Annotated in this window: 25 protein-coding genes and 1 pseudogene; 10 read left to right on the top strand and 16 right to left on the bottom strand. The window is 72.2% G+C overall.

Annotated features, from left to right (window positions below; translation table 11 throughout):
* Positions 1 to 166 precede the first annotated feature (166 nt).
* A complete protein-coding gene (locus DN051_RS25880; protein ID WP_112439597.1) occupies positions 167 to 862 on the top strand; it encodes a tellurite resistance TerB family protein in 696 nt (231 codons plus the stop codon).
* Between the two features lie 131 nt (positions 863 to 993).
* Entirely contained in the window at positions 994 to 2,196 is a 1,203-nt protein-coding gene (locus tag DN051_RS25885; RefSeq protein WP_053758225.1) for a sialidase family protein, read from the top strand.
* A gap of 61 nt (positions 2,197 to 2,257) precedes the next feature.
* On the opposite strand, the gene DN051_RS25890 is transcribed toward DN051_RS25885, so the two are convergent.
* From DN051_RS25890 to DN051_RS25910, 5 genes are read right to left on the bottom strand one after another with little or no spacing between them, the layout of a single operon-like run.
* Positions 2,258 to 3,190, bottom strand: coding sequence for a dihydrodipicolinate synthase family protein (locus DN051_RS25890; RefSeq protein ID WP_112439598.1), 933 nt, complete (start codon positions 3,188 to 3,190; stop codon positions 2,258 to 2,260).
* Entirely contained in the window at positions 3,187 to 4,209 is a 1,023-nt protein-coding gene (locus tag DN051_RS25895) for an oligopeptide/dipeptide ABC transporter ATP-binding protein (RefSeq protein WP_112439599.1), read from the bottom strand. The genes DN051_RS25890 and DN051_RS25895 overlap by 4 nt, the downstream gene beginning before the upstream one ends.
* A complete protein-coding gene (locus DN051_RS25900) occupies positions 4,206 to 6,182 on the bottom strand; it encodes a dipeptide/oligopeptide/nickel ABC transporter permease/ATP-binding protein (protein ID WP_112439600.1) in 1,977 nt (658 codons plus the stop codon). Before DN051_RS25900 ends, DN051_RS25895 begins: the two co-directional genes overlap by 4 nt.
* Positions 6,182 to 7,141: an ABC transporter permease gene (locus DN051_RS25905; protein ID WP_112439601.1), complete on the bottom strand. Its 960-nt coding sequence runs from the start codon at positions 7,139 to 7,141 to the stop codon at positions 6,182 to 6,184. The genes DN051_RS25900 and DN051_RS25905 overlap by 1 nt, the downstream gene beginning before the upstream one ends.
* An 18-nt stretch (positions 7,142 to 7,159) precedes the next feature.
* A complete protein-coding gene (locus DN051_RS25910) occupies positions 7,160 to 8,791 on the bottom strand; it encodes an ABC transporter substrate-binding protein (RefSeq protein WP_053758230.1) in 1,632 nt (543 codons plus the stop codon).
* 265 nt (positions 8,792 to 9,056) lie between these two features.
* On the opposite strand from DN051_RS25910, the pseudogene DN051_RS46615 reads away from it, so the two are divergent.
* Positions 9,057 to 9,146: pseudogene (locus DN051_RS46615) on the top strand (GntR family transcriptional regulator); the annotation flags it as partial.
* Between the two features lie 61 nt (positions 9,147 to 9,207).
* Here the strand turns inward: DN051_RS46615 and DN051_RS25920 are convergent.
* Positions 9,208 to 10,143: a hypothetical protein gene (locus DN051_RS25920; protein ID WP_053758231.1), complete on the bottom strand. Its 936-nt coding sequence runs from the start codon at positions 10,141 to 10,143 to the stop codon at positions 9,208 to 9,210.
* Entirely contained in the window at positions 10,140 to 10,688 is a 549-nt protein-coding gene (locus tag DN051_RS25925; protein ID WP_053758232.1) for a SigE family RNA polymerase sigma factor, read from the bottom strand. The genes DN051_RS25920 and DN051_RS25925 overlap by 4 nt, the downstream gene beginning before the upstream one ends.
* Positions 10,689 to 10,786: 98 nt before the next feature.
* Here DN051_RS25925 and DN051_RS25930 point away from each other — a divergent pair, with 98 nt between their 5' ends.
* Positions 10,787 to 11,224, top strand: coding sequence for a phosphatase domain-containing protein (locus DN051_RS25930; protein ID WP_053758233.1), 438 nt, complete (start codon positions 10,787 to 10,789; stop codon positions 11,222 to 11,224).
* 102 nt (positions 11,225 to 11,326) lie between these two features.
* Here the strand turns inward: DN051_RS25930 and DN051_RS25935 are convergent, their stop codons facing one another.
* Together DN051_RS25935 and DN051_RS25940 are read right to left on the bottom strand one after the other, a co-directional pair.
* A complete protein-coding gene (locus tag DN051_RS25935; RefSeq protein WP_053758234.1) occupies positions 11,327 to 11,893 on the bottom strand; it encodes a snapalysin family zinc-dependent metalloprotease in 567 nt (188 codons plus the stop codon).
* A 173-nt stretch (positions 11,894 to 12,066) separates the two neighbouring features.
* Positions 12,067 to 13,548 (bottom strand): alpha/beta hydrolase, encoded by a 1,482-nt coding sequence (locus DN051_RS25940; protein WP_112439602.1) that lies wholly within the window; start codon positions 13,546 to 13,548, stop codon positions 12,067 to 12,069.
* A 589-nt stretch (positions 13,549 to 14,137) separates the two neighbouring features.
* Here DN051_RS25940 and DN051_RS25945 point away from each other — a divergent pair.
* Genes DN051_RS25945 through DN051_RS25955 form a run of 3 tightly spaced genes read left to right on the top strand, consistent with a single transcriptional unit; the run spans position 14,138 to position 16,023 of the window.
* Positions 14,138 to 14,353: a hypothetical protein gene (locus DN051_RS25945; protein ID WP_053758236.1), complete on the top strand. Its 216-nt coding sequence runs from the start codon at positions 14,138 to 14,140 to the stop codon at positions 14,351 to 14,353.
* 50 nt (positions 14,354 to 14,403) lie between these two features.
* Complete coding sequence (gene recO, locus DN051_RS25950; protein WP_053758237.1) at positions 14,404 to 15,150, top strand: DNA repair protein RecO; 747 nt, start codon at positions 14,404 to 14,406, stop codon at positions 15,148 to 15,150.
* Between the two features lie 39 nt (positions 15,151 to 15,189).
* A complete protein-coding gene (locus DN051_RS25955; RefSeq protein ID WP_053758238.1) occupies positions 15,190 to 16,023 on the top strand; it encodes an isoprenyl transferase in 834 nt (277 codons plus the stop codon).
* A 39-nt stretch (positions 16,024 to 16,062) separates the two neighbouring features.
* Here the strand turns inward: DN051_RS25955 and DN051_RS25960 are convergent, their stop codons facing one another.
* From DN051_RS25960 to DN051_RS25975, 4 genes are read right to left on the bottom strand one after another with little or no spacing between them, the layout of a single operon-like run.
* Positions 16,063 to 16,488: a Fur family transcriptional regulator gene (locus DN051_RS25960; RefSeq protein WP_053758239.1), complete on the bottom strand. Its 426-nt coding sequence runs from the start codon at positions 16,486 to 16,488 to the stop codon at positions 16,063 to 16,065.
* A gap of 58 nt (positions 16,489 to 16,546) precedes the next feature.
* Positions 16,547 to 17,449, bottom strand: a complete 903-nt coding sequence (locus DN051_RS25965) for a metal ABC transporter permease (protein WP_053758240.1) — start codon at positions 17,447 to 17,449, stop codon at positions 16,547 to 16,549.
* Positions 17,449 to 18,225, bottom strand: a complete 777-nt coding sequence (locus DN051_RS25970) for a metal ABC transporter ATP-binding protein (protein WP_053758241.1) — start codon at positions 18,223 to 18,225, stop codon at positions 17,449 to 17,451. The genes DN051_RS25965 and DN051_RS25970 overlap by 1 nt, the downstream gene beginning before the upstream one ends.
* Before the next feature lie 17 nt (positions 18,226 to 18,242).
* Positions 18,243 to 19,220 (bottom strand): zinc ABC transporter substrate-binding protein, encoded by a 978-nt coding sequence (locus DN051_RS25975; RefSeq protein ID WP_112439603.1) that lies wholly within the window; start codon positions 19,218 to 19,220, stop codon positions 18,243 to 18,245.
* A gap of 138 nt (positions 19,221 to 19,358) precedes the next feature.
* On the opposite strand from DN051_RS25975, the gene DN051_RS25980 reads away from it, so the two are divergent.
* Positions 19,359 to 20,741, top strand: coding sequence for a glycine--tRNA ligase (locus DN051_RS25980; RefSeq protein ID WP_053758243.1), 1,383 nt, complete (start codon positions 19,359 to 19,361; stop codon positions 20,739 to 20,741).
* A 92-nt stretch (positions 20,742 to 20,833) separates the two neighbouring features.
* On the opposite strand, the gene DN051_RS25985 is transcribed toward DN051_RS25980, so the two are convergent.
* The gene (locus DN051_RS25985; protein ID WP_053758244.1) at positions 20,834 to 21,886 is read right to left on the bottom strand and encodes a chitinase; all 1,053 of its coding nucleotides are present in this window, start codon (positions 21,884 to 21,886) and stop codon (positions 20,834 to 20,836) included.
* 208 nt (positions 21,887 to 22,094) lie between these two features.
* On the opposite strand from DN051_RS25985, the gene DN051_RS25990 reads away from it, so the two are divergent.
* A complete protein-coding gene (locus tag DN051_RS25990) occupies positions 22,095 to 23,111 on the top strand; it encodes an aldo/keto reductase (RefSeq protein WP_053758245.1) in 1,017 nt (338 codons plus the stop codon).
* 25 nt (positions 23,112 to 23,136) lie between these two features.
* Positions 23,137 to 23,724 carry a TetR/AcrR family transcriptional regulator gene (locus DN051_RS25995; RefSeq protein ID WP_053758246.1) on the top strand — a complete coding sequence of 196 codons (588 nt, stop codon included), beginning with the start codon at positions 23,137 to 23,139 and terminating at the stop codon, positions 23,722 to 23,724.
* A 19-nt stretch (positions 23,725 to 23,743) separates the two neighbouring features.
* Here DN051_RS25995 and DN051_RS26000 read toward each other — a convergent pair whose 3' ends face one another.
* Together DN051_RS26000 and DN051_RS26005 are read right to left on the bottom strand one after the other, a co-directional pair.
* Positions 23,744 to 23,950, bottom strand: a complete 207-nt coding sequence (locus tag DN051_RS26000; RefSeq protein WP_112439604.1) for a hypothetical protein — start codon at positions 23,948 to 23,950, stop codon at positions 23,744 to 23,746.
* Positions 23,951 to 24,105: 155 nt separating this feature from the next.
* Positions 24,106 to 25,551: an MFS transporter gene (locus tag DN051_RS26005; protein WP_053758308.1), complete on the bottom strand. Its 1,446-nt coding sequence runs from the start codon at positions 25,549 to 25,551 to the stop codon at positions 24,106 to 24,108.
* Positions 25,552 to 25,562: the final 11 nt, after the last annotated feature.

Genomic DNA, 25,562 nt, shown 5'->3' on the forward strand with positions numbered 1-25,562 from the left:
CGGGCCCCGTTCGCCGTTCTCCGGCGGACGGGGCCCCGTCGTTTACCGGCCAATCTCCTGTGCAGGTCACGGAGAGGTCTCGTCCAGGGTGCTGACTCCGCCTCACCGATGTGGCTAACATCACGCAAGCGCGGCGATGTTGCCGTGGGGTTACGGGAGGTGCGACGTGCTGCCAGGACGGGGACGAAACGGCCGGGCCGCCAGGCGGTCGCGCATGGTGGGCACCCGTACCGCGTGGACCGCGATCGGGGACGGCGAGTTCTTCTGCCCCGGCTGCGGCGGCGACCGCAACTTCCAGCGGCTGACCGGGCGCCGCCGCTTCACCCTGCTCGGACTGCCGGTGCTGCCGCGCGGCAGCACCGGTCCGGTGGTGGAGTGCGCGGCCTGCCGCCGCCACTTCGGCACCGACGCCCTCGACCATCCGACCACCACCCGCTTCTCGGCGATGCTCCGCGACGCCGTGCACACCGTCGCGCTCGCGGTGCTGGCCGCGGGCGGCACCGGCACCCGCACCTCGCTCACCGCGGCCGCCGGCACGGTGCGGGCGGCCGGTTTCGAGGACTGCACCGAGGAGCAACTCGGCGCCCTGGTGGAGGCGCTGGCCGCGGACACGGGACGGGTCCACGGGGCGCCCTGCGGACCGGGCCTGGCCATAGAGCTGCACGAGGCGCTCGACCCGCTCGCGCCCCATCTCGCCCCGGCCGGACGGGAGTCGATCCTTCTCCAGGGCGCCCGTATCGCGCTGGCCGACGGCCCCTACACCCCCGCCGAACGCGAGGTCCTGGCCACCGTGGGGGCCGCCCTCACCATCGCGTCGGACGACGTGAACCGATTGCTGGCGGCGGCCGGCACCCCGTCGTAGCCGCGCCGCACCGGGCCGGTGCGCTTCCACGGCGGGGACCCGCGGCGGCCCTATCCTGGGCCGGCCGACGCGACCGGGTTCGGTCGCGCACGTCCCCCTGACGGGACGTCACCGCCCGTTAAGGAAGAGGGATGACACGTCCCCGACGCGCTCTCCTGACCGCCGCCGCGCTGCTCGCCCCGCTCGCGCTCGGCTCGCTCACCGAGGCCCCGCAGGCCGTCGCCGCCGCCCGCTGCGCGTCCTCCGTGCCGTACGTCTCCGGGAAGGGCGGCTACGACACGTACCGCATCCCGGCCGCCGTCAGCACCCGGCACGGCACCGTCCTCGCCTTCGCGGAGGGCCGGCGCGGCGGTGCCGGTGACTCCGGCGACATCGACGTGGTGGTCCGGCGCTCCACCGACGGCGGCTGCACCTGGGGCCCGCTGAAGGTGGTCGCCGCCGGTCGGGGCGACACACGGGGCAACCCGGCGCCGGTCGTCGACCCCGACACCGGCGCGGTGGTGCTGCTGACGTCCTACAACAGCGGTGCGGTGACCGAGGCCCGGATCATGCGGGGCGAGGTGACGCCCGAGCAGAGCCGCCGGGTGTTCGTGCAGCGCAGCACGGACGACGGGCGCGGCTTCAGCGGCCCGCGCGAGATCACCGCGTCGGTGAAGCGGCCGGACTGGCGCTGGTACGCCACCGGCCCCGGCCATGCGGTCGCCCTCACCAGGGGCCCGTACAAGGGCCGGCTGGTGGTCCCCGCCAACCACTCCGCCGCCCCGCCCGCCGGCTCGTCGGACACCGGTCAGGAGCCCAAGTACTACGGCGCCCACGCCTTCTACAGCGACGACGGGGGCCGCACCTGGCGCCTGGGCTTCGTCGACGACTCCTACGACGGCCACGACAACGCCAACGAGAGCACGGCCGCCCAACTGCCCGACGGCAGCCTCTACTTCTCGGCCCGCGACCAGCACGGCACCGGCGCCGGCAACCGCCTGGACGGCCGCTCCGAGGACGGCGGGCGCACCCTCGTCCGGCCCTACGCCGCGCAGCCGACCCTCGGAGACGTGCCCGTCGTCCAGGGCGCCGTCCTCCAGCCCGGCCGTCCCGGCGCCCCGCTGCTGTTCTCCGGCCCGTCGGTGCCGACCGCCCGCCGGGAGATGGCCGTGTGGCGCAGCACCGACGCCGGAGCGAGCTTCACGAAGGCGCTGACCCTGTCCCGGCGGCCCGCGGCGTACTCCGATCTCGTCCAGGTCGGCACGGACACCGTCGGCGTCCTGTACGAGACCGGGGAGAAGGGCAGCTACGAGACGATCGAGTTCCGCCGGCTGCCGGTCGGCTCGCTGAACTGACCGGCAGCGGGATCACGCCGGACGGTTCGAACGGCTGCGCACGGTCCGCCCGGTGTCCACCTCACAGCAGGCCCGCCGCCGCGAGGATCTTGCCGACCCGCGCCACCTCGTCCGGCGACAGCGGCGTCTGCGGCTCGGCCGTGGCCGGGCAGTCGATGACGCCGCGCAGATGCAGGGCGGCCTTGAAGGCGCCCAGCGCCGACGCGCTGCCGCCCATCCGGGTGGTGCCGACGCCGACGATGTCGAACAGGGCGACGAGCCGCTCCTGTTCGGCGCGGGCCCGCTCCCGGTCCCCGGCCCGGCACAGCCGGTCCAGCCGGACGTAGCCGTGCGGGTCGACGTTGGCCAGGCCAGGCACGGCGCCGTCCGCGCCGAGCGAGAGCGCCGCGTCGACGACGGTCTCGGAGCCGGTCAGGACGCTGAAGCCGGTGAGGCCGGGGCGGGCGCGGACCCCGGTGACGACCTGGCGGAAGCCGGTCAGGTCGCCGCTGGAGTCCTTCAGGCCGGCCAGGACCTTGCCGGCGGCCAGCTCCAGGACCAGGTCGGCGGGGAGCTTGGTGTGGACGGCGGCCGGGATGTCGTAGGCGAACACGGGTACGGGGGAGGCGGCGGCGATCAGGCGGTAGTGGCGGGCGATCTCCGCCGGGTGCGTCCGGGTGTAGAAGGGCGCCGTGACGACCACCGCGTCCGCGCCCGCCGCGGTGACCGCCTCGACGTGGTCCAGCACCCGCGGCGTGGTCATGTCGATCGCCCCGGCCAGGAGCGGCAGCCGGCCCGCGAGGTGGTCGGCCACGGTCCGTACGACCAGGGAGCGCTGCCGGTCCGTCAGATAGGCCGCCTCCGAGGTCGACCCCAGGACGAACAGCCCCCGCACTCCGCCCGCCGCCAGGTGGTCGACCAGCCTGCGCAGTGAGCGGACGTCCACCTCGCGGTCCGGTGTCAGGGGCGTGCACACGGGCGGGACGACACCGGTGAGCGGGGCGGGGAGGGTCATACGGGCTCCTTGGGGTCGCGCGCCTGCCGGACCAGCTCACGGGTCGGCTGGTCCTCCTCCACCGGATGGTGACAGCGGAAGCGGTGCCCAAGAGTGTACGAAACGGAAAATTCGGGCATGGACTCCGCGCATGCCCCGTCCGCCTTCCAGCAGCGCGTGCGAAACGGGCACCCGCTCGGCGGACGGGTCGCCGACGGCACCGGGCCGACCAGCGGGATCGGGTCGACGGGGGCGAGCAGGCCGGGGGTCGCGGAGAACAGGGCGCGGGTGTACGGATGCCGGGAGCGGTCCGTGACACGGTCGGCGGGGGCCTCCTCCACGATGCGCCCGAGGTACATCGTGATCACGCGGTCGCTCATCCGGCGCACCGTCTGGATGTCGTGCGAGACGAACACCAGCGCGAGGCCCAGCCGCTCCTTGAGGTCCAGCAGCAGGTTGAGGATCTGCGCGCGCACCGAGACGTCCAGCGCGCTCGTCGGCTCGTCCGCCACCACCAGTCCGGGGTCGAGGGCCAGGGCGCGGGCGATGGCGACACGCTGACGCTGACCGCCCGAGAGCTGCCCGGGCAGCCCGTCCGCGAGCGCCCGCGGCAGGCCGACCAGCGCCATCAGCTCCCGCACCCGCTCCTCCCGCTGCGCGCAGGTGCCCCGGCGGTGCACGTCCAGCGGGTCGCGCACGATCTGCCGGACGGTCAGCCTCCGGTTCAGCGCGGTCGACGGGTCCTGGAAGATCATGCCGGTGTGGCTGCCGATCGCCGCGCGGCGCTCGGCCGGTGCCATGGCCCACAGGTCGCGGCCCCGGACGGACACCGTCCCGGACGTCGGTCGCTGCACCCCGACGAGCACCTTCGCCAGCGTCGACTTGCCGCAGCCGGACTCGCCGACCACGCCGATCGTCTCGCCCGCGGCGACGGTGAGGTCGGCGCCGGTCAGGGCGTACACCCTGTCCCGCGCGAACAGGCCGCCGCTGCGGGCCTTGTGCACCACATGGGTGCCGGCCAGTTCCACCAGTGCGGTCATGTCACGACCTCGCTCTCCGCGTCGTCCTCGGTCACGAGCACGACCGCCGGGTGGTGGCAGGCCGCCGAGTGGCCGACGGTGCCCAGCAGGTCCGGCGGCGTCGTACGGCAGGTCTCGCCCGCCATCGGACAGCGGTCGGCGAACCGGCAGCCGGCCGGGAAGTCCGCGGGCGAGGGGACGACGCCCTTGATCTGCGTCATCCGCTGCGCCGCCCCCTCCAGCGAGAGCACGCTGCCGAGCAGCCCGCGCGTGTAGTGGTGGGCCGGGGACTCCACCAGGTCGGCGGTCACGCCCGTCTCCACGATCTGCCCGCCGTACATCACCACCACCCGGTCGGTGACGTCCGCGACCAGGGCCAGGTCGTGGGAGACGAGGACCAGCGCGAAGCCCAGCTCCTCGCGCAGCCTCAGCAGCAGTTCCATGATCTGCGCCTGTACGGTCACGTCCAGCGCGGTGGTCGGTTCGTCGGCGACGATCAGCTTCGGGTCGCGGGACAGGGCCATGGCGATCAGGACCCGCTGGCGCTGGCCGCCGGAGAGTTCGTGCGGGTAGCTGCGCAGGGTGCGGTCCGGGTCCAGGCCGACCAGGGTGAGCAGCTCGGCCGGGGTGCGGCGCCCGCCGCGCCGCACGACCTGCTTGAGCTGGGCACGGACGGTCATCGCCGGGTTCAGGGACGACAGGGCGTCCTGGTAGACCATCGCCATCTCGTGGCCGAGCAGCCGGCGGCGCGCCCGCGCCGGCTCGGCGAGCAGGTCGCGCTGGTGGAAACGGATCTGGCCGCGCACCCGGGCGCCCTTGGGCTGCAGGCCCATCACGGTCAGCGCGGTCAGCGACTTGCCGCAGCCCGACTCGCCGACCAGGCCCAGCACCTCACCGGCGTGCACCTCGAAGCTGATGCCGTCGACGATGTCCACACCGCGGTGCCGGGTCTCGAAGCCGATGGCGAGGTTCTCGACCGCGAGCACCGGCTGCCCGCCGGGCAGCGGCCGGGCGCGGGAGCGCAGCCGCTGGGCGGCCCCGGCCAGTCCGGGCAGCGGCACGACCTCGCCGCTGCCGGGCTCGGGCCGCTCCATGTGGTCCGCGCGGGTGTCCACTTCCCGGGCCGCCGGCGCCGCCCAGGCGTCCGACACGCCCTCGGAGAGGATGTTCAGCGACAGCACCGTGACCAGCATCAGCAGCCCGGGGAAGACGGTGGCCCACCAGCCGCCGGTCAGCACCATGTTCTTGCCGTCCGCGATGACACTGCCCCACGACGGGTCGGGCGGCCGCACCCCGGCCCCGATGAAGGACAGCGACGCCTCGAAGACGACCGCCTCGGCGACCTGCACGGTGCAGAACACCAGCACCGGGGCCGCGCAGTTGACGGCGACGTGCCGGACGACGATGTGCGGGGTGCGGGCGCCGATGACACGTTCGGCGGTGACGTAGTCCTCGCCGTACTGGTCCAGGATGTTGGCCCGCACGACCCTGGCGACCGGCGGGGTGAACAGGAAGGCGATGGCACAGGTCAGCACGGTGATGCCGCCGCCGAACACGGCGACGAGCACCGCGGCGAGCGCGATGCCCGGGAAGGCCATCACGACGTCCAGAACGCGCATCAGCGTCTCGTCCACCGCCTTGCGGGAGGTGGCCGCGACCGCGCCGATCACCGAACCGGCCAGCAGCGCGAGCGCGGTGGCGCCCAGCCCGATGGCGAGGGACCAGCGGGCGCCGTACATCAGCCGGCTCAGGATGTCCCGGCCGAGGCTGTCCTGGCCCATCCAGTGCCCGGCCGACGGATGCCCGGTGCCGTCGACCGGCGGCAACTGCTCCAGCGGGTCGTAGGGCGCGAGCAGCGGCGCGCACACCGCCACCGTGACCACCAGCGCCAGGAAGCAGACGGCGAGCTTCGACAGCGGCGGTAGCCGGCGCAGGCCGCGCAGCCGGATGCCGGGGCGGGAGAGCGTCTCGGTCAGGCTCTTGCGCGTGAACATCAGGACGCATCCCTCAGTCGCGGGTTGACCAGCAGGTAGAGGATGTCGATGACGAGGTTGACGACGACGAAGCCGATCGCGGTGGTGAGTACGACTCCCTGGACGACGGCCGGGTCGCCGTTCTTCACGGCGTCGATCATCAGCTTGCCCATACCGGGCAGGGAGAAGATCGTCTCGATCACGACGGCGCCGCCGAGCAGATAGCCGACCCGCAGGCCGAGCACGGTCAGCGGGTTGATCAGGGCGTTGCGCAGCACGTTGCGGCCGACCACCACCCGCGGCGGCAGCCCGCTGCCGACGGCGGTGCGCACATAGTCCTTGTCCAGCTCCTCGACCACGGCCGTCCGCACGATCCGGGTGAGCTGCGCGGCGACGGGCAGCGACAGGGCGAGCGCGGGCAGGGTCATGGTCCACAGCCAGCCGGTGAGGGAGTCCGCCGGATTGATGTACCCGCCGGTCGGGAACCAGCCCCGGTCGACGGCCAGGTACTGGATCATCAGCAGCGCCAGCCAGAAGCCGGGCGCGGCGATCCCGGTGAGGGACACCACCCGGACGATCTGGTCGGGCAGCCGGCCGCGGTGGATCGCGGCGGTCACGCCGCCGATCAGCGCCAGCACCACCGCGATGCCCAGCCCCAGGAAGGTCAGCTGCACGGTGAGCGGCAGCGCGGTCATCACCTGGTCGACGACTTCGCCGCGGGTGAGCACGCTGGTGCCCATGTCGCCGTGGAGCAGATCGCCCAGGAAGTGGACGTAGCGCACCGGCAGCGGGTCGAGGAGGCCGTGCTCCGCACGGAAGTCGTGCAGTTGCTCGGGCGTCGGGTTGGCGCCCTGGAAGAAGGCGGACGCCGGGTCGACGTCCGAGAACCGCATCACCAGGAACACGAACAGCACGATGCCGAGCATCAGCGGCACGAGCAGGGCGATACGGCGAGCCAGAATCCTGACGATGGCGACCACGGGGCGGCTCCCGGACGATTAGGCCCACTTGGCCTGGAGGACGTTGATCCCGGGGTACGGCTGCGCCCTTATGCCGGCGAGCTCGCCCGGGTCCCAGGCCGTCATGAGTTCGTTGTGGACGACCGGGTAGAGCACGGCCTGCTCGGCGACGACGTCGATGCAGTCCTGGATCATCGCCCGCTTGCGCGCGGGGTCCGGCTCGCGGGTCGCTCGGTCCATGTCCCGGAACAGCTGCCGGGCGACCGGGTCGCCGGCCCAGCGGGCGTATCCCATCCACAGGTTCTCGGGCCCGTGGTTGTAACGCATGATCAGGTCGGCGTCCAGGCCGAACTGGTTGGGGTTCGAGGCGGCGGCGACCACCTGGTAGTCCCGCTTCTGGTCCATCTTGGTGAAGACGGCCGTGGTCTCCTGCGGCGACAGGGTGGTGCGCACCCCGATCGCGTCCCAGGACGCCTTGACGGTGGGCAGGCAGTCGACGATCCAGCTGACGTTCACCGCGAGGATGTCGATCTCCAGCCCGCTGACCCCGGCCCGCTTCAGCAGGCTCCGCGCCCGGTCGGGGTCGTGGCCGTAGACGGTTCCCGCGCGCCGGTGGGCCGGGTTGCTCTCGTCGAGGAACGACGTCGCGGGCCTGCCGTGCCCCTTGAGCGCCACCTCCACCATCTTCTCGGTGTCGATGGCGTAGTGCAGCGCCTGCCGGACCCGCACGTCGTCGAAGGGCGCGCGGCCGGTGTTGAACATCAGGAACAGATTGTTCATCCCGTGCCCGCCGGCCACCGTCAGCCCGCCGCTCTCCAGATGGGCGATGTCGGCGTAGGGGATGTTGTCCGCGAGCTGCGCGCCCGCGGCGGCGCCGGAGATCCTCGCGACCCGCGGCGCGGCGTCGACGATGGTCAGCCAGTTCATCTTCCTGAAGGCGGGCGGGCGCGGTCCGTTGTAGCCGTCGAAGGCCTCGAACGTGGTGTTCGACTTCGGATGGTGCGCGCTCAGCCGGTACGGCCCCGAACCGACCGCCAGCCCCTTGATCGCCTCGTCCCAGGCGCCCGGCCGGGAGTAGACGTGCTCGGGCATGACCTTCGCGAGGGTGAGCCGGGCCAGGCCCTCCGGGAAGGGGAACTTCAGCACCAGCTCGACGGTGCGCGCGTCGATCCTGTCGACCTGCTTCAGCCAGGGCGCGAAGAAGCCCTTGGCGAGGGTCTGGGTGTCCGGGTCGAGGATCCGGTCGAAGACGAACACCACGTCGTCGGCGGTGACCGGCCTGCCGTCGTGGAACGTGGCCCCCGGCCGCAGGGTGAACCGCCACGTGGTGCTGTTCGGGTCCGCCGGCACCCTGGTGGCGAGGGCCGCGTACGGCTCGCGGGAGACGGGGTCGGTGTCGAGCAGCCCCTCGTAGAGGTGGTTGTTGCCCGCCATGCAGAAGGCCGACGCGGTCTGCGTGGGGTCCCAGTTGCCGTCGTTGCCGTAGCCGATGACCGCCGTGAGCGTCCGGTTCGGCCCCTGCCTGCCGCCGCCGATGTCGATGGTGGACTCCGGACCGGCCGAGCAGGCGGACAGGGACGCGGAGACCGCGGCGGCCGCGCCGAGGGCGCCGGTGTGCTTCAGGAACGAGCGGCGGTGCAGCGTCGGAACGTCGTCGGTCGCGTCGCGCACGGATCCTCCAGCGGTGGGGTCGTCCGGAAGGGAAGAGGCGGTGGGGCGGCGGCGGGGGAGGCGTGGGGGAAGGCGTGCGGGACAATAAGGAGATACGACGTCCTACGTCCGATGGGTCAGCGCGACCATAGGAGGGGTCGTGGGGGCGGTCAAGGGATCGCACACGAATGGCGTATCCGCCGGTGGTCCGCCGACGACGGCCCGCGGCGGCGGGAGTTGACGCGGGCCGTCGCAGGAGAGCGGACGCGGGACGTCCGCTCGCGTGCTCCGTGTCCGCCGCCATCGCGACATCATCGCCGCCCCGCGCGCCCGGGACGTGGAGGGCGCGCAGCGGGCGGCGGCGATTCACTTCCGTGCCGCACGGAGGACGGTACCCGTGCGGCGCCGACCCCTGTGCGGCGCCGCACAGGTACCCGCTAGAGGGTCTTCTGGTAGCCCTGGTCGTGGTCGGAGTCGTAGACCAGTTTGCCGTCGGCGTCGTATCCCTTGACGCGCGGAGCGGCGCCCGTCTGCACGTTCAGGACACCGGAGGCGACGAACCAGCCGTGGTCCAGGTCGGCCTCGCCGGTCTCGCCGCCGTAGGAGACGGTCACCCGGGTCACCGAGGGTTCGACGGTCCCGATGGCCCCCCAGCGGAAGGGGAGTTTCCAGGCGCCGTCGTCGAGCACCGACTGCCGGTGGAGCCGGCCGCCGTTGCTGTCCGGCACGACCGGCCCGGCGTCCGGCCCGCCGTCCGCGCCGACGCTGGTGTTGATGCCCTCCGCCCGGCCGTTCCGGAGGGTGCAGATCAGACGGGTGAGCTGGGGTCGCTCCTTCACCGCGACGACGTACATGCCGTCGCCGGGCGAGTTGGAGTCCCCCGTCTTGTCCAGCGCCAGGATGATCCGGTAGCCGTCCGCCGGGCCCAGCCCGGTGCCGCCCGGCCGGAATCCGCTCCGGTCGTACGCGAGGCACTTCTCCAGCCCGTCGGCGGCCTCCTCGAACGTGATGCCGTCGAGCAACTGGCCCGTTGAGGCCGGGCGCGCCGGACCCGACGGGGAGGCGGAGGGCGTCGGCGAGGCGGTCCGCGACGGCGTGGCCGTGGCGGAGTGGCCCGGGGCCGCCGTCTGCGCTCTCCCGTCCGCGCCGGCCAGCGTGTACGCGCCCACGGGCGCCGCCGCCAGCGTCACCAGCGCCGCCCCGGCCACCGCGCCCCGGCGCCGCCGGAGTCCGGCGATCCCGCGGCGCCGGATCGCCGGGTACGGGACCGGTGACGGCTCGATGGCGTACGCGTCCTCGGCGAGCAGCTCGCGCAGCCGCTCCTCGGTCTCCCGCTCGCCACGCGCCTCGTGCGTGTCCTGCCCGTCGGTCATCGGACTCCCCCCTGCCCGCTCGGCGTGCGGCCGCGGGCAGGCGCGTCCATCACCTGCGCGAGCCCCGGATACGTACGCAACTTCGCCAGCCCCTTCGCCGCCTGGCTCTTGACCGTCCCCGGCGAGCAGCCGAGCACCTCGGCCACCTCCGCCTCGGACAGGTCCTCCCAGTAGCGCATGACCACCACCGCCCGCTGCTTGGGCGGCAGTCCGGCCAGCGCGGTGAGCAGGGCGCCCCGCTCGTCCGCCCGCGACACCGCGTCGTCGCTCCCGGCCCGCTCCGGCGGTGTCGGCGTCAGCGACTCGGCGACCCGCCGCTTGCGGAAGCGGTCGCTGTTGCAGGTGACGAGCATGCGGCGGAGGTAGGCCTCCGGGCTGTCGCTGCGCGCGACGCGCCGCCAGGAGCGGTACGCCTTGGCCAGCGCCGTCTGGGTCAGGTCCTCGGCGTGGTGGGCGTCGCCGGTCAGCAGATACGCGGTCCGCACGAGGTGCGACCACCGTGCCCTGACGAATTCCTGGAACTGGGCCTCTTGTTCGGCCTGCATCAAGCACCCCCTCGCACTCCAGACCACCGATCCACCGGATTCGGTTGCCCGGGTCGGCGGGCCGGGTTCAAATGCCCTGACCGACACAGGAGGAGCGCATGGGTGAGAGCTGGGACGAGGGGACGCCGGGTGTGCTGCGCCTGCCGTCCGGACGGCTGGTGCGGGGGCGGGGGCTGCGCCGGCCCCTGGAACCGGGCGCGCCCGCGGCCTCGTACGGCCTCTACCTGCTCGGCCGGCGGCCTCCGGCCGTCGCCTGGGAGTCGCGCTGGGTGCGCTGGCCCGACTTCCGCCTCCCGGCGGACCGCGCCGACGCCCGCGCCGCGCTCGCGGACGCCTGGGAGCGCGCGGCGCGCGAGCGGGTCGAGATCGCCTGCGGCGGCGGGCGCGGCCGGACCGGCACCGCCCTCGCCTGCCTCGCCGTCCTGGACGGCGTACCGGCCGGTCAGGCGGTGGCGTACGTCCGCGCGCACTACGACCGGCGGGCGGTGGAGACCTGGTGGCAGCGGCGTTACGTACGGGACTTCGGCACGGTCTGAGCCGGTGCCGGCCGGCATGGGCGGCGCGCCGCCGCCCGGACGCCGTACGCCCCGTGAGACCTCGGGGCGTACGGCCACGGTCACCCGGGTGCGTGCCGCGGGTCAGTCGACGATCAGGACACCGTGTCCCGCCGTGCCGGTCCGCCCGGCGGCCGTACCGCCGAAGTCCGCCTCGACCTCGGCCTTCTCCGCGGAGTTCGGATACGGGTTGGTGCACGACGTGCCCGCGCTGGAGCCCGACATCAGGCTGGAGCAGGGGCCGGGCTTGCGGTCCGGCAGCCCCAGGATGTGGCCCAGTTCGTGGGACGAGATGCGTACCGTGTCATAGCCCTGGTCGACGGCCTGGCGCCCCATGTAGACCGTGCCTTTGCCCAGCGACGTCACCAGCGCCCGGGGCCAGCCGTTGTCCGCCACGATCCGGACGTCGGGGCGCTGCCCGGACGCCACGGGACGGAGTTCGACGGCGTCGACGCTCTCGTTCCAGATCGCCGCGCCGCGGTCGACCGCGGACCTGAACTCCGCCGCGCCGCTCGCGTCGTAGGTGACGACACGTGCCGCCCAGGCGCGTTCCGGGGCGGGATTGCCGGCGGCCACGGCCTGACCGCCGGCCAGGGGCAGGGTCGCCGCCAGTAACGCGGCGAAGCCGATGGCCAAGGGACGAGCACTCATGTGCGACCTCCTCGTGGGGGAAGGGTAGTCGTGCACATGACACTCCCGTATCCCCGCCCCGCCGGGCAAGAAGGCGGCACGTGTTCTCTCGCGGAGTTCTCTCGCGTAGCCCGCCCGGCGGCGGCCTCAGCCGCGCCCGCCGACGGCCTCAGCCGCGCCCGGCGGCGGGCGGGCTACGCGCAGCGGACGTCCATGTCGGGGCGCCGGCCGGACGTCAGGAAGTCGGTGACCGTACGGTCGCCACACGCGTTGCCGTTGGCGAGGTAGGCGTCGTGCCCGGTGGCGTCGACCGTCACCATGACCGCCCGTCGGCCGAGCGCCTGACGCATCCTCAGGGCGCCGCTGAGCGGGGTGGCCACGTCGCGCTCGTTCTGCACGAGCAGGACGTTGGAGGGTCCGTCGCCGGTGATCCGCACCGCCTGTTGCCGCGGCCGGTACGGCCAGGCTGCGCACAGCATCGCGTTCCGGGGCATGCCGGCGGTCAGCGGGTACGCGGCGCGGCTGTCGGTGACGTCCCTCTGGTAGACCTCGGCGGACCTCGGCCAGGCGGCGTCGTTGCAGATGGTCCCGGCACCGACCGCGGTGGCGTTCTGCAGCAGTTCCTCGGGCGGGGACGGAGGCGCGGGCAGCGCGGTGCCCCGCTCCGCGGCGCGCATCAGCCGCGCCAGGTCGGCGAAGCCGTCCGGGTCGTACAGGGCGCTCAGCATGGCCTGGCGCAGCTCGTTGCCGTCCAGCACGGGCGGGTTGGCGCCGGGCCGGGGCAGCGGTGCGCGGTCCAGCCGGGCGGCCAGGCTCAGGAACCGTGACCGCACCTGTGCCGCGGTGCGGGCGACCCGGTCCGGATTGCCGGGCGCCGACGCCCAGGCCGCGAACTCGGGGAAGACGTCCTCGACACCCCGCTCGAACCCGGCGAGCCAGGCGCGCTGGACCCTGACGGGATCGGGGTCGCCGTTGCTGTCCAGCACGATCCGGTCGGTGCGGTGCGGATACAACTGGCCGTACACCGCCCCGACATACGTGCCGTACGAGACACCCCACGCCGACAGTCTCGGTTCGCCCAGCGCGGCACGGACGCGGTCGATGTCGCGGGCCACGTTGGCCGTGCCGATGTGCCGGATCAGCTCGCCGCCGTTGCTCGCGCAGGCGTCGGACATGCGTCGCGCGCTGAGCATGTTGTCCGCGACCGAGCCGTCCGGGGCCGGCCAGGGCCGCAGCCGGGACGTGGCGAGGTCGGCGTACTGAAGCCCGCAGCCGACGGCGGTGGACGGTGTGTTCCCGCGCGGGGCGAAACCGATCAGGTCGTACGCCTCCCGCACCGCCCGGGGCAGCCGCTGCCCCTTCTCGGAGGGGGCGTCGACACTGGTGCCGCCCGGTCCGCCCGGGATCATGAGCAGGGCGCCGCGGCGGGCGGCGGGGTTCTCGCTGGGGATGCGGGAGACGACGATGCCGATGCGCGGGCCGGCCGGGTCGGCGTAGTCCATGGGGACCTCGACGGTGGCGCACCGCTGACGGGGATCGAGATCCGGGCCGGCGCACCTGCCCCATTCCAGGGGCCGGACGGCCGGAGCGGCGGAGGCGGCCGGCGGCGAGGACGGTCCGGCCAGGACCGCGGCGGCCGTGGCGACCAGCGCTGTGTTGCGAGTGATCTGCTTCATGCCCTCGAGCCTCGCGGATCTTGACGCTCTGTCACATCCGGGCAGCGGCCCTGCTCGCCCGGGGGTCTGCCCCAGGTCGCGCCCTCGGGCTCACCCGCGGGGACCGTCCGCACGACCCGGGCCCGTGACGGACGCGGTCCTCAGCAGATCGTATGCCGATTACGCGCGCTTCACATCCGCCGAGCGATGTCACGGCCGTGGCTTTCGCATTCTCCGCGCGAAATGACCGACACGATTCCGTCATGTTTTCGCCGTGATTTCGCCAAGATTCCGGCCGAAGAACTCCCGCACCGCCCGTGCCGCCCGCGGCGAACCGTTGGCCATGGCCAAGCCCCTGGTCCTGGCCGGGGCCGGGGACGCACAGAATCCCGCCCAGTCTAGGGGGACCCGGTCATCGAATGGTCGCAAAGCGTGAACTCGGCGGTGCCGGGGAACCACGTGGAGGCACGGTACGGGGCGCTGTACGCCGAAAGAGGCGGAGGAACATCTTGAACGAATTCCGGGCGGTAATCGAAAAGACGGCAACGGCCCTGCCGGTCCCGCCACTCGGCCTCGCGGGTCCCGCCCGCCGGCCCGCGGCGGTGACCCGGTGAGTCCCGCGGTCGGTTCGTACGTCGTGGACACCCGCACCGGGCGGCTCGGAGTCGTCATGGGCCACGAGGGGCCGTACGTGCAGTTGCGGCCGTACGGCGGCGGGCGCGAGTGGGACGTCGAGCCGGCCGCCGTACGGCGCGCCACCGACGCCGAGCGGCTCTCCGCGGCCACCGCCCATGCCGTCGCACGCGGCCGCGGTGAGGTCCCTTGAGTCAGGGGCGGCCCGCGTAGGGCCCGACCCGCGTAGGAGACAATGAGCGCATGAGTCTGTTCCGCGACGACGGCATCGTGCTGCGCACCCAGAAGCTGGGTGAGGCGGACCGGATCATCACGCTGCTCACACGCGGTCACGGCCGGGTACGGGCCGTGGCCCGGGGCGTGCGCCGTACGAAGTCCAAGTTCGGGGCGCGCCTCGAACCCTTCTCGCACGTCGACGTGCAGTTCTTCGCCCGCGGCGGTGAGCTGATCGGCCGGGGGCTCCCGCTGTGCACGCAGAGCGAGACCATCGCTCCGTACGGCGGCGGGATCGTGACCGACTACGCCCGGTACACGGCCGGGACGGCCATGCTGGAGACCGCGGAGCGGTTCACGGACCACGAGGGCGAGCCGGCCGTGCAGCAGTACCTGCTGCTCGTCGGCGCCCTGCGCACCCTCGCCCGCGGCGAGCACGCCCCGCACCTCGTCCTGGACGCCTTCCTGCTGCGCTCCCTCGCCGTGAACGGGTACGCGCCGAGCTTCGGCGACTGCGCGCGCTGCGGTCTGCCCGGACCGAACCGGTTCTTCTCGGTGGCGTCCGGCGGCTGCGTCTGCGTGGACTGCCGGGTCCCCGGCAGCGTCGTGCCCTCACCGCAGACCCTGGAACTGCTCGGCGCACTGCTTACGGGAGACTGGGAGACCGCGGACGCCTGCGAGCCGCGGCATGTGCGGGAGGGCAGCGGACTGGTCTCCGCCTACCTGCACTGGCATCTGGAGCGGGGGCTGCGGTCCCTGCGGTACGTAGAGAAGTAAGCGACAGCACGCACGTCGGGCAAGAGGAGACGAGACCACATGGCCGTACGCGGGTTCCTGGGGCGCCAGCGCCGCGAGTACAAGACGCCGGAGCCGCACCCGTCCGGCGCCCGCGCACCGAAGCTGCCGGGCGAACTGATCCCCGGCCATGTGGCGATCGTCATGGACGGCAACGGACGCTGGGCCAAGGAGCGCGGACTGCCGCGCACCGAGGGCCACAAGGTGGGCGCCGAGTGCGTGCTGGACGTGCTCCAGGGCGCGATCGAGATGGGCGTGGGGGCGATCTCGCTGTACGCCTTCTCCACCGAGAACTGGAAGCGGTCGCCGGACGAGGTGCGCTTCCTGATGAACTTCAACCGCGACTTCATCCGCAAGACCCGCGACCAGCTCGACGGACTCGGTGTCCGGGTGCGCTGGGTGGGCAGGATGCCGAAGCTGTGGAAGTCGGTGGCCACCGAACTCCAGATCGCCCAGGAGCAGACCAAGGGCAACGACCGCCTGACCCTGTACTTCTGCATGAACTACGGCGGTCGCGCCGAGATCGCCGACGCGGCCAAGGCGCTGGCGGAGGATGTGCGGGCCGGCCGCCTCGACCCGTCGAAGGTGACCGAGAAGACCTTCGCGAAGTACCTCTACTACCCGGACATGCCGGACGTCGACCTGTTCCTGCGCCCCAGCGGCGAGCAGCGCACCTCCAACTACCTGCTCTGGCAGAGCGCCTACGCGGAGATGGTCTTCCAGGACGTCCTGTGGCCGGACTTCGACCGCCGCGACCTGTGGCGGGCCTGCGTGGAGTACGCCTCCCGCGACCGGCGTTTCGGCGGCGCCATCCCGAACGAGGAACTGCTGGCGATGGAGGGCAGGCAGGACTGACGCCCGCGCGGTGAGCGGCGTTTCCCGCCGCTCACCGGCTCAGTCGTCGTCGGCCGTGCAGTTCGCGCAGTCCGCGCAGGTGCCGAAGATCTCCACGGTGTGGGCCACGTTGACGTAGCCGTGCTCGGCGGCGATGGCCTCCGCCCAGCTCTCGACGGCCGGGCCCTCGACCTCGACCGCCTTGCCGCAGGTGCGGCAGACGAGGTGGTGGTGGTGCTCGCCGGTGGAGCAGCGGCGGTAGACCGACTCACCGTCGGAGGTGCGCAGGACGTCCACCTCGCCGGCCTCGGCGAGGGACTGGAGGGTGCGGTAGACGGTGGTGAGCCCGACCGAGTCGCCCTTGTGCTTCAGCATGTCGTGCAGGTCCTGCGCACTGCGGAACTCGTCGACCTCTCCCAGGCATGCCGCCACCGCGGCGCGCTGCCGGGTGGCGCGACCCTTGACGGGCGGTCCAGCGGTCGTCACCGGTTGCCTCCTTGCGTTGCGTCTGCCGGGCCATTGTGCCAGCCCGGGGTGCGCGCGGTCAGACGCCGACTTCGTCGGTGGCCCCACGCGTGGCCGGAATTGCGCACTCCGCCGGGTCCCCGGGAGGATGCGCGGCGGCGTGTGCCCGCGCCCGGCGCCGGGCCAGTGGAGCGGCCAGCGCGGTCAGGACGACGAACGCGCCGATCGTCAGCAGCACGATGGTCGCGCCGGGCGGCACGTCCTGGTAGTACGACGTGATCGTGCCGCCGAGGGCCACGCCGACGCCGATGGCGACGGCGATCGCGAAGGTGGCCGCGAAACTGCGGCTGAGCTGCTGCGCGGCGGCCACCGGGACCACCATCAGCGCCGAGACCAGCAGCAGACCGACCACGCGCATCGCCACGGTGACCGTGACCGCCGCGGTGACCGCGGTGAGCAGGTTCAGCGCCCGCACCGGCAGGCCCGTCACCCGGGCGAACTCCTCGTCCTGGCTGACCGCGAACAGCTGCCGGCGCAGACCGACGGTGACCAGGACGACGAACGCGGCCAGCACACAGATCGCCGTGACGTCGGAATCGCTCACCGTCGAGAGCGATCCGAAGAGGTACGAGGTGAGGTTCGCGTTGGAGCCCGTCGGCGCGAGGTTGATGAACATGACGCCGCCGGCCATGCCGCCGTAGAAGAGCATCGCGAGGGCGATGTCGCCGCGGGTCCTGCCGTACCAGCGGATCAGCTCCATGAGGACGGCGCCGACGACGGCGACCAGCGTCGCCATCCAGATCGGCGACCAGGACAGCAGGAAGCCCAGGCCGACGCCGGTCATCGCGACATGGCCGATGCCGTCGCCCATCAGGGCCTGGCGGCGCTGCACCAGGTAGATGCCGATGGCGGGGGCGGTGATGCCGACGAGGACGGCGGCGAGCAGGGCCCGCTGCATGAAGGCGTAGTTCAGGAGTTCCATCAGCTGAGCAGTCCCGTGCGGATCGGTTCGGCGCCCGCCGGTGCGTGCGGGTGGACGTGGTCGTGACCGGGCAGCGCGTGCTGGCCGACCGCCTCGGGGGGCGGTCCGTCGTGCAGGACGCAGCCGTCGCGCAGTACCACCGCGCGGTCGATCAAGGGCTCCAGCGGGCCCAGTTCGTGCAGGACGAGCAGCACCGTCGCGCCGGCCGCCACCTGCTCGCGCAGGGTGTGCGCCAGCACCTCCTGGCTCGCCAGGTCGACGCCCGCCATCGGCTCGTCCATGATCAGCAGTTCGGGTTCGGAGGCCAGGGCGCGGGCGATCAGTACCCGCTGGTGCTGGCCGCCGGACAGGGCACTCACGGAGTCCTTCGCCCGGTCCGCCATCCCGACCAGTTCCAGGGCGCGGCGCACCGCCGCGTGGTCCGCCCTGCGCAGCAGGCCGAAGCGGGCCCGGGACAGCCGGCCGGAGGAGACGACCTCGGTCACCGTGGCGGGCACACCGCTCGCCGCCGTGGTGCGCTGCGGGACGTAGCCCACCCGCGACCAGTCGGTGAACCGGCGCAGCGGGGTGCCGAAGACCTCGACATCTCCCGCGCTGACCTGCACCTGGCCGATGACGCTGCGCACGGCCGTCGACTTGCCGGAGCCGTTCGCGCCGAGCAGCGCGACGACCTCGCCGCGGCGCACGGTCAGGTCGATGCCGCGCAGCACGGGCCGCGAGCCCAGCTCGGCGCGGATGCCGCGCATCGATATGACGGGTTCTCCCGTGGCGCCCATGGCGTCCTCCGTAACGGTCACTTCGCACCCAGGGCGGTCTGCAGGGCCTTGAGGTTGGCTTGCATGACCTGGATGTAGTCGTCGCCGCGGGACTTGTCGGTGATGCCCTCGATCGGGTCGAGGACGTCCGTCCGCAGGTTCGCGTCCCGGGCGATGGTCTTCGCGGTCTTGTCGCTGACCAGTGTCTCGTAGAAGACGGTGGTCACTTTGTCGGCCTCGGCGATGCCGTCGAGCTCCTTGACCCGGGCGGCGCTGGGCTCGGACTGCGGGTCCAGACCGCTGATGGCCTCCTCGGTGAGGCCGTAGCGCTCGGCGAGGTAGCCGAAGGCGGAGTGCGTGGTGATGAAGACCTTCGAGTCGGTGTTGCGCAGCCCGTCGGTGAACTCGGTGTCGAGGGCGCCGAGCTTCTTCACCAGGGCCGCGGTGTTCTTCCGGTAGTCGGCGGCGTGGTCGGGGTCGGCCTTCTCGAAGGCCTTGCCGACCCCCTCGGCGATCTCCGCGTACTTCACCGGGTCCAGCCAGACGTGCGGGTCGAGGCCGCCCTCCTCGTGGCCGTGCCCGTCGTCCTCGGAGTGCTCCTCGGCGTGCTCGTCCGCGTGGCCGCCGGCCTCGGTGCCGTGCTCCCGCAGCGAGGTGAGGCCGGCCGCGTCGACCTTGGTGGCCACCTCGGACTGGGCGACGGCCTCGTCGACGGTGGGCTGGAGGTTCTTCAGGTAGACGATCGCGTCCGCCTCCTGGAGCTGCGCGGTCTGGCGGGCGCTGATCTCCAGGTCGTGCGGTTCCTGGCCGGGCTGGGTGAGGGTGGTGACGTTCACATGGCCCCCGCCGATCTGCTCGGCGAGGAACTGCATCGGGTAGAACGAGGTGACGACGTCGAACCTGTCCGTGTTGCCGATGTCGCCGGTGTTCGCGGCGTCGGCGGAACAGGCGGTCAGGGCAGCGAGACCGAGGGCGGTCACCGCTGCGGTGGGTATGAGGCGTCGTCGTACGTTCATGAGAGTCATTTTCAACTAAACTGGAAACCGTTGTCAACAACGGGCCGATTTGGTTCAGGGGGAGTCCCCGCCGGTAACCTGAAGCATTCGCTGGAAGCATCTCGCTTCGTCGCCCGTCGTCGTAATGAAGAGAGCACCGTGGCCGCCGACAAGATCGACACCATCGTCAGCCTGAGCAAGCGCCGTGGCTTCGTTTTCCCGTGCAGTGAGATCTACGGCGGCCAGCGTGCCGCCTGGGACTACGGGCCGCTGGGTGTCGAGCTCAAGGAGAACCTCAAGCGCCAGTGGTGGCGCTACATGGTGACCTCGCGCGAGGACGTCGTCGGTATCGACTCGTCCGTGATCCTGGCCCCCGAGGTCTGGGTCGCCTCCGGTCACGTCGCCACCTTCACCGACCCGCTCACCGAGTGCACCTCCTGCCACAAGCGGTTCCGCGCGGACCACCTGGAGGAGGCCTACGAGGCCAAGCACGGCCGCCTGCCGGAGAACGGCCTGGCGGACGTGAACTGCCCGAACTGCGGGAACAAGGGCCAGTTCACCGAGCCCAAGCAGTTCTCGGGCCTGCTGTCCACGCACCTCGGCCCCACGCAGGACTCCGGCTCCGTCGCCTACCTGCGCCCCGAGACCGCGCAGGGCATCTTCACCAACTTCTCCCAGGTGCAGACCACCTCGCGCCGCAAGCCGCCGTTCGGCATCGCCCAGATGGGCAAGTCCTTCCGCAACGAGATCACGCCCGGCAACTTCATCTTCCGCACCCGCGAGTTCGAGCAGATGGAGATGGAGTTCTTCGTCAAGCCGGGCGAGGACGAGAAGTGGCAGGAGTACTGGATGGAGCAGCGCTGGAACTGGTACACCGGCCTGGGCCTGCGCGAGGAGAACATGCGGTGGTACGAGCACCCCAAGGAGAAGCTCTCCCACTACTCCAAGCGCACCGCTGACATCGAGTACCGCTTCCAGTTCGGCGGCAACGAGTGGGGCGAGCTGGAGGGTGTCGCCAACCGCACCGACTACGACCTCGGTGCCCACTCCAAGGCCTCCGGCCAGGATCTGTCGTACTTCGACCAGGAGGCCGGCGAGCGCTGGACGCCGTACGTCATCGAGCCCGCGGCCGGTGTCGGTCGCGCGATGCTGGCCTTCCTGCTCGACGCCTACATCGAGGACGAGGCCCCGAACGCCAAGGGCAAGATGGAGAAGCGCACCGTGCTGCGCCTCGACCACCGGCTCGCCCCGGTGAAGGTCGCGGTGCTGCCGCTGTCCCGGAACCCGGAGCTGTCCCCGAAGGCCAAGGGCCTCGCCCAGGCGCTGCGCCAGAACTGGAACATCGACTTCGACGACGCGGGCGCCATCGGCCGCCGCTACCGCCGTCAGGACGAGATCGGCACGCCGTACTGCGTGACGGTCGACTTCGACACCCTCGACGACAACGCGGTGACCGTGCGTGAGCGCGACACGATGAAGCAGGAGCGCGTGTCGCTCGACCAGATCGAGGGCTACCTCGCCGGCCGCCTGATCGGCGCCTAGGCGACACCGCCCGCGCGTCCGGCATCCCGGTCCCGTCAGCCCGACAGGCCTGACGGGGCCGGGATTTCGTCTGTCCGGGGCCGGGGCCGGCCTCAACGCCCTTGCAGTGACCTGACGTTGTCGCCGAAGGTCCAGTTCTTCGAGCCGTCCCAGTTGATCGACCAGGTCATCAGGCCCTTGAGCGCCGAGCCGTAGTGCCGCCAGGCCTGTGCGACCAGGCCCGGCGCCATGTGCCCGCCGCCCGCGCCGGGCTGCGCGGGCAGGCCCGGCACCTGCTTGTCGTACGGCACCCGGACGGTTGTTCCCTGCACCACCAGACCGCGGTCGAGGCAGTCGGTCTGGGCGACGAAGCCCTGGACGGTGCCGGCGGCGTAGGAGTCGCCGGAGCAGCCGTACATGCTGCCGTTGTAGTACTGCATGTTGAGCCACCACAGACGGCCGTTGTCCGCGTACTTCTTGACGATCGGCAGATACGCGCCCCAGATCGACCCGTAGGCCACGCTGCCGCCCGTGACGTAGGCGGTCTCCGGAGCCATGGTCAGGCCGAAGCCGGCGGGCATCCGGGCCAGGACCCCGTCGATGATGCGGACCAGGTTGGCCTGCGACGTGGAGAGCCGGCCGATGTCGCCGCTGCCGACCAGGCCCGTTTCGATGTCGATGTCGATGCCGTCGAAGTTGTACGTCCGCAGGATCGGGACGATGGTCTCGACGAAGCGGTCCGCGACGGCCGTGGAGTTGAGGTCGATGCCCGCCGTGGCCCCGCCGATGGAGAGCAGGATCGTCTGCCCGGCGGCCTTGGCCGCGCACATCTGCGCCGGTGTCGCCACCTTCACGCCGGTGTCCATGCCGTCCTCCCACAGCACGGTGCCGTCGGAGCGGATCACCGGGAACGCCGCGTTGATCACGTTGTAGCCGTGGGCGGCGATCCGGGAGTCGGTGATCGGGGTCCAGCCGAAGGGCGGGTGCACGCCGTTGGCCGCGCCGTCCCAGTTCTCCCAGTAGCCCTGGAGGACCTTGCCGGCGGGCCGGGACTTCAGGGCGCAGGTGTCGGCGGCGGAGGCGGTGGGGGCGAGGGCGCCCGAGAGCGGGACGAGGGTCGCGGCGGCCAGGGCGGCGGCGAGCAGGCGCAGTCTGCGGCGGATCATGCGAGGCCTCCCGGTGGGGGGTGCGGTGAGGTGTCGTAGGCATGACAGTGGCGCGGTCCAGACCTCTCGTCAATAGGTCTGGACCATTCGCCCCCTGGCCTCGCGTGCGGCGTGTGATGCTCGATGACGAGTTACAGATGACAGATATTGAAATCTGTCAGTTGATATGTGAGGCTGGAGGCATCCCGAACGCGCTCAAGGAGCTTTCATGCGAACCCACCCCCTCGGAACGACCGGTCTTCAGGTCTCCGCCCTCGGCCTCGGCTGCATGGGCATGTCCGCGCTGTACGGCGAGGCGGACCGGGCCGAGTCCGTCGCCACCGTGCACGCCGCCCTGGAGGCCGGTGTGACACTGCTCGACACCGGCGACTTCTACGGCATGGGGCACAACGAGATGCTGATCGGAGAAGCCCTGCGCACCGCCCCCGCCGCGTCCCGCGAACGGGCGCTGACCAGCGTGAAGTTCGGCGCGCTGCGCGACCCGGACGGCGGCTGGTCGGGATTCGACGGCCGTCCGGCCGCCGTGCGCAACTTCGCCGCCTACTCCCTCCAGCGCCTGGGCGTCGACCACATCGACGTCTACCGGATCGCCCGGGTCGACCCGGCCGTACCGATCGAGGAGACCGTCGGGGCCATCGCCGAACTCGTCGAGAAGGGCCACGTACGGCACATCGGTCTGAGCGAGGCCGGCGCGGACACCGTTCGCCGGGCCGCCGCCACCGCCCCGATCGCCGACCTCCAGATCGAGTACTCGCTGATCTCCCGCGGCATCGAGGCCGAGATCCTGCCGGCCGTCCGGGAACTGGGCATCGGCGTCACGGCCTACGGCGTGCTGTCCCGCGGTCTGATCTCCGGCCACTTCACCGCCGACCGGCAGCTCGCGGCGAACGACTTCCGGGCCATGTCGCCTCGCTTCCAGGGCGAGAACCTGCGGCACAACCTGGACCTCGTGGAGGCGCTGCGCAAGATCGCCGAGCAGAAGGGCGTGACCGTCGCCCAGATCGCCATCGCCTGGGTGCTCGCCCAGCGCGCGTCGCACGGCGCGGACATCGTGCCGCTGATCGGCGCCCGGCGCCGGGACCGGCTGGCGGAGGCGCTGGGCGCGCTGGACGTCACGCTGGACGCCGCCGACCTGCGGGCGATCGAGGAGGCCGTACCGGCGGACGCGGCGGCCGGCGAGCGCTACCCCGCCCAGCAGATGGCCCACCTCGACAGCGAACGCTGATCCGGCCACGAGGTACCGTCACCTCATGTCCCCGACCAGCGAGATCCTGACCGCCGAGCGCATCCTCGAAGTGACCGAGGAGGTGCTGCGCCGCCACGGACCGGCCAAGGCCACCGTGGTGGACGTGGCGCGGGCGCTCGGTGTCAGCCACGGCAGCGTCTACCGGCACTTCCGCACCAAGGCGGAGCTGCGGGGAGCGGTCACCAAGCGCTGGCTGGACCGCACCTCCGAGGCGCTGGCCGGGATCGCGGCCGCGGAGCGGGACCCTCAGGCGCGGCTGCGCGACTGGCTGGCGTCGCTGTTCGACGCCAAGCGCCGCAAGTCGGGCGACGATCCCGAGCTGTTCGCCACGTACATGGTGCTGACGGCCGAGGCCGGCGAGGTGGTCGGGGAGCACATAGCCGATCTGACGGCCCAGCTCACCCGGATCATCCGGGACGGGGTCGCCGCGGGTGTCTTCGCGAGCCCCGACCCGGCGGCCGGGGCCCGCGCGGTCTTCCAGGCCACGGGGCACTTCCACGACCCCGGCTACGCGCCGGAGTGGACCCGGCCGGGGATCGAGGAGGAGTTCGCGGCGCTGGTGGACCTGGTGGTGCGCGGACTGCGGGCCTGACGGGGTGTTCCCGGCGGGGTCAGGAGCCCGCCGGGTCCACCGTCGCCTGATGCGCCTCGGCCAGGTGCTCCTGCGCCTTCAGCCAGGGCAGGAACTGCGCCCCCCGCCGCCATCCGCAGGTGTCGCATCTGATCGTGCGCTGCACACCGGTGCGCCGGACGTGCACGACGTGCTCCCGTCCGTGCTGGTCCCATCGGCTGACCTTGCTCGTGTCGATCCGCGGCACGGCGCCTCCTGCGTCCCCGTCCGGCTGTCTCTTCGGGCAGCTGGTGCCGCGACGGAGCGAATGGTGCCGGCCGCGGCACTAGGAGTGTGCAGCAGGATCAACATCAACAGGGGGCCCTTCACCGCGAGTTGTCCAAGCTGTGGCCGAGCGCGGTGTCAGGCCGAGATCCCGGCCGCCTCCCGCACCTCCGCCGACTTCAGCCGCTCGGCGGTCCGCTCGGCCGTGGCGCGGGCCCACCGTCCGCTGGTCAGGACGCCGACCAGCAGTACCACCACACCGAACACGGTGAGGATCCACCAGCCCGGCCGGGCCGCCGCGACGAACGCCTCCTGGTACGGGGCCGCGCCGATCCCCGACACCAGCACGGCCCCCACCATCGCGACACCCAGCGTCTGTCCCAGCTGACGGCTCGTGGAGGCCACCGCCGCCGCCACCCCGGCCTGCGTACGGGGCATCCCGGACACGGCCGTGTTGGTGATCGGCGCGTTCACGAACCCGAACCCGACACCGAACAGCGCGTAGCCGAGGAAACGCGTCATGTCCGACGTCTCCGCCTCGAAGACGGCGAACATCAGCGCGCTCGCGGTCATCGCGCACCCCGCGATCAGCAGCGGCAGCCGCGGCCCCACGGAGGCCAGCAGGCGCCCGGCCAGCGGCGCGCACAGAAACGTCGGCACGGCCATCGGCAGCATCCACAGGCCCGCGTGCAGGGCGTCCAGGCCGCGGACGTTCTGGAGGTAGAGCGTCGACAGGAACAGGAAGCCGCCCATCGCCGCGAACGCGCAGACGGCGATCACGGTGGCCCCGCTGAACGGCGCCGACCGGAAGAAGCGCAGATCGATCAGCGGCTCCGCCCGGCGCGGCTCGTACCAGAGGAGGCCGAGCAGCGCGCCGACGGCGATCACGGCGAACGGCACCACCACGGCGAGGCCCGCGTTCGGCGCCTCGATGATCGCGTACGTCAGCGAGCCGAACAGGGCGATCACCAGGATCTGGCCGACCGGGTCGGGGCGGCGGGCCTTGGGCGCGCGGGACTCGGGGACATGGCGGAGGGTGAGCAGCAGCGCCGCGAGACCCACCGGGAGGTTGACCCAGAAGATCGCGCGCCAGTTCACCGCCTCCACCAGCAGACCGCCGATCAGCGGTCCCGCGGCCATGGAGATGCCGACGACGGCGCCCCACGCGCCGATCGCACGGGCGCGCTCACGCGGGTCGGTGAAGGTGTTGGTGATGATCGACATGGCGACCGGGTTGAGCATCGAGCCGCCCACCGCCTGGACCATGCGGAAGGCGACCAGGGCCTCCAGGTTGGGTGCCACGGAGCAGAGCGCCGAGCCGATCGTGAAGACGACCAGGCCGGCCATGAAGACCCGTTTGCGGCCGATCCGGTCGGCCGTGGAGCCCGCGAGCATCAGCAGGGACGCCAGGACCAGCGTGTACGCGTCGATCGTCCACTGGAGCCCCGACGTGTCGGCGTGCAGATCCTTCTGGATCGAGGGCAGCGCTACGTTCAGGATGGTGTTGTCGAGACTCACGATCAGCAGGCTCATACAGCAGATCGCGAGGACCAGCAGACGACGGCGTGGGCTGAGCTCGGTCATGGGGACCATGG

Origin of the sequence: Streptomyces cadmiisoli (assembly GCF_003261055.1) — a bacterium.
Taxonomy (GTDB): domain Bacteria; phylum Actinomycetota; class Actinomycetes; order Streptomycetales; family Streptomycetaceae; genus Streptomyces; species Streptomyces cadmiisoli.

Excerpts from the sequence above, each read along its gene's own strand:
- DN051_RS25930 (WP_053758233.1), top strand. The coding sequence starts at position 10,787 with ATGGGTGAGAGCTGGGACGAGGGGACGCCGGGTGTGCTGCGCCTGCCG.
- DN051_RS25895 (WP_112439599.1), bottom strand. The coding sequence starts at position 4,209 with ATGACCGCACTGGTGGAACTGGCCGGCACCCATGTGGTGCACAAGGCC.
- DN051_RS25935 (WP_053758234.1), bottom strand. The coding sequence starts at position 11,893 with ATGAGTGCTCGTCCCTTGGCCATCGGCTTCGCCGCGTTACTGGCGGCG.
- DN051_RS25900 (WP_112439600.1), bottom strand. The coding sequence starts at position 6,182 with ATGTTCACGCGCAAGAGCCTGACCGAGACGCTCTCCCGCCCCGGCATC.
- DN051_RS25955 (WP_053758238.1), top strand. The coding sequence starts at position 15,190 with ATGGCCGTACGCGGGTTCCTGGGGCGCCAGCGCCGCGAGTACAAGACG.
- DN051_RS25965 (WP_053758240.1), bottom strand. The coding sequence starts at position 17,449 with ATGGAACTCCTGAACTACGCCTTCATGCAGCGGGCCCTGCTCGCCGCC.
- DN051_RS25975 (WP_112439603.1), bottom strand. The coding sequence starts at position 19,220 with ATGAACGTACGACGACGCCTCATACCCACCGCAGCGGTGACCGCCCTC.
- DN051_RS25990 (WP_053758245.1), top strand. The coding sequence starts at position 22,095 with ATGCGAACCCACCCCCTCGGAACGACCGGTCTTCAGGTCTCCGCCCTC.
- DN051_RS25970 (WP_053758241.1), bottom strand. The coding sequence starts at position 18,225 with ATGGGCGCCACGGGAGAACCCGTCATATCGATGCGCGGCATCCGCGCC.
- recO (WP_053758237.1), top strand. The coding sequence starts at position 14,404 with ATGAGTCTGTTCCGCGACGACGGCATCGTGCTGCGCACCCAGAAGCTG.
- DN051_RS25920 (WP_053758231.1), bottom strand. The coding sequence starts at position 10,143 with ATGACCGACGGGCAGGACACGCACGAGGCGCGTGGCGAGCGGGAGACC.
- DN051_RS25925 (WP_053758232.1), bottom strand. The coding sequence starts at position 10,688 with ATGCAGGCCGAACAAGAGGCCCAGTTCCAGGAATTCGTCAGGGCACGG.
- DN051_RS25885 (WP_053758225.1), top strand. The coding sequence starts at position 994 with ATGACACGTCCCCGACGCGCTCTCCTGACCGCCGCCGCGCTGCTCGCC.
- DN051_RS26005 (WP_053758308.1), bottom strand. The coding sequence starts at position 25,551 with ATGACCGAGCTCAGCCCACGCCGTCGTCTGCTGGTCCTCGCGATCTGC.
- DN051_RS25940 (WP_112439602.1), bottom strand. The coding sequence starts at position 13,548 with ATGAAGCAGATCACTCGCAACACAGCGCTGGTCGCCACGGCCGCCGCG.
- DN051_RS25995 (WP_053758246.1), top strand. The coding sequence starts at position 23,137 with ATGTCCCCGACCAGCGAGATCCTGACCGCCGAGCGCATCCTCGAAGTG.
- DN051_RS25985 (WP_053758244.1), bottom strand. The coding sequence starts at position 21,886 with ATGATCCGCCGCAGACTGCGCCTGCTCGCCGCCGCCCTGGCCGCCGCG.
- DN051_RS25890 (WP_112439598.1), bottom strand. The coding sequence starts at position 3,190 with ATGACCCTCCCCGCCCCGCTCACCGGTGTCGTCCCGCCCGTGTGCACG.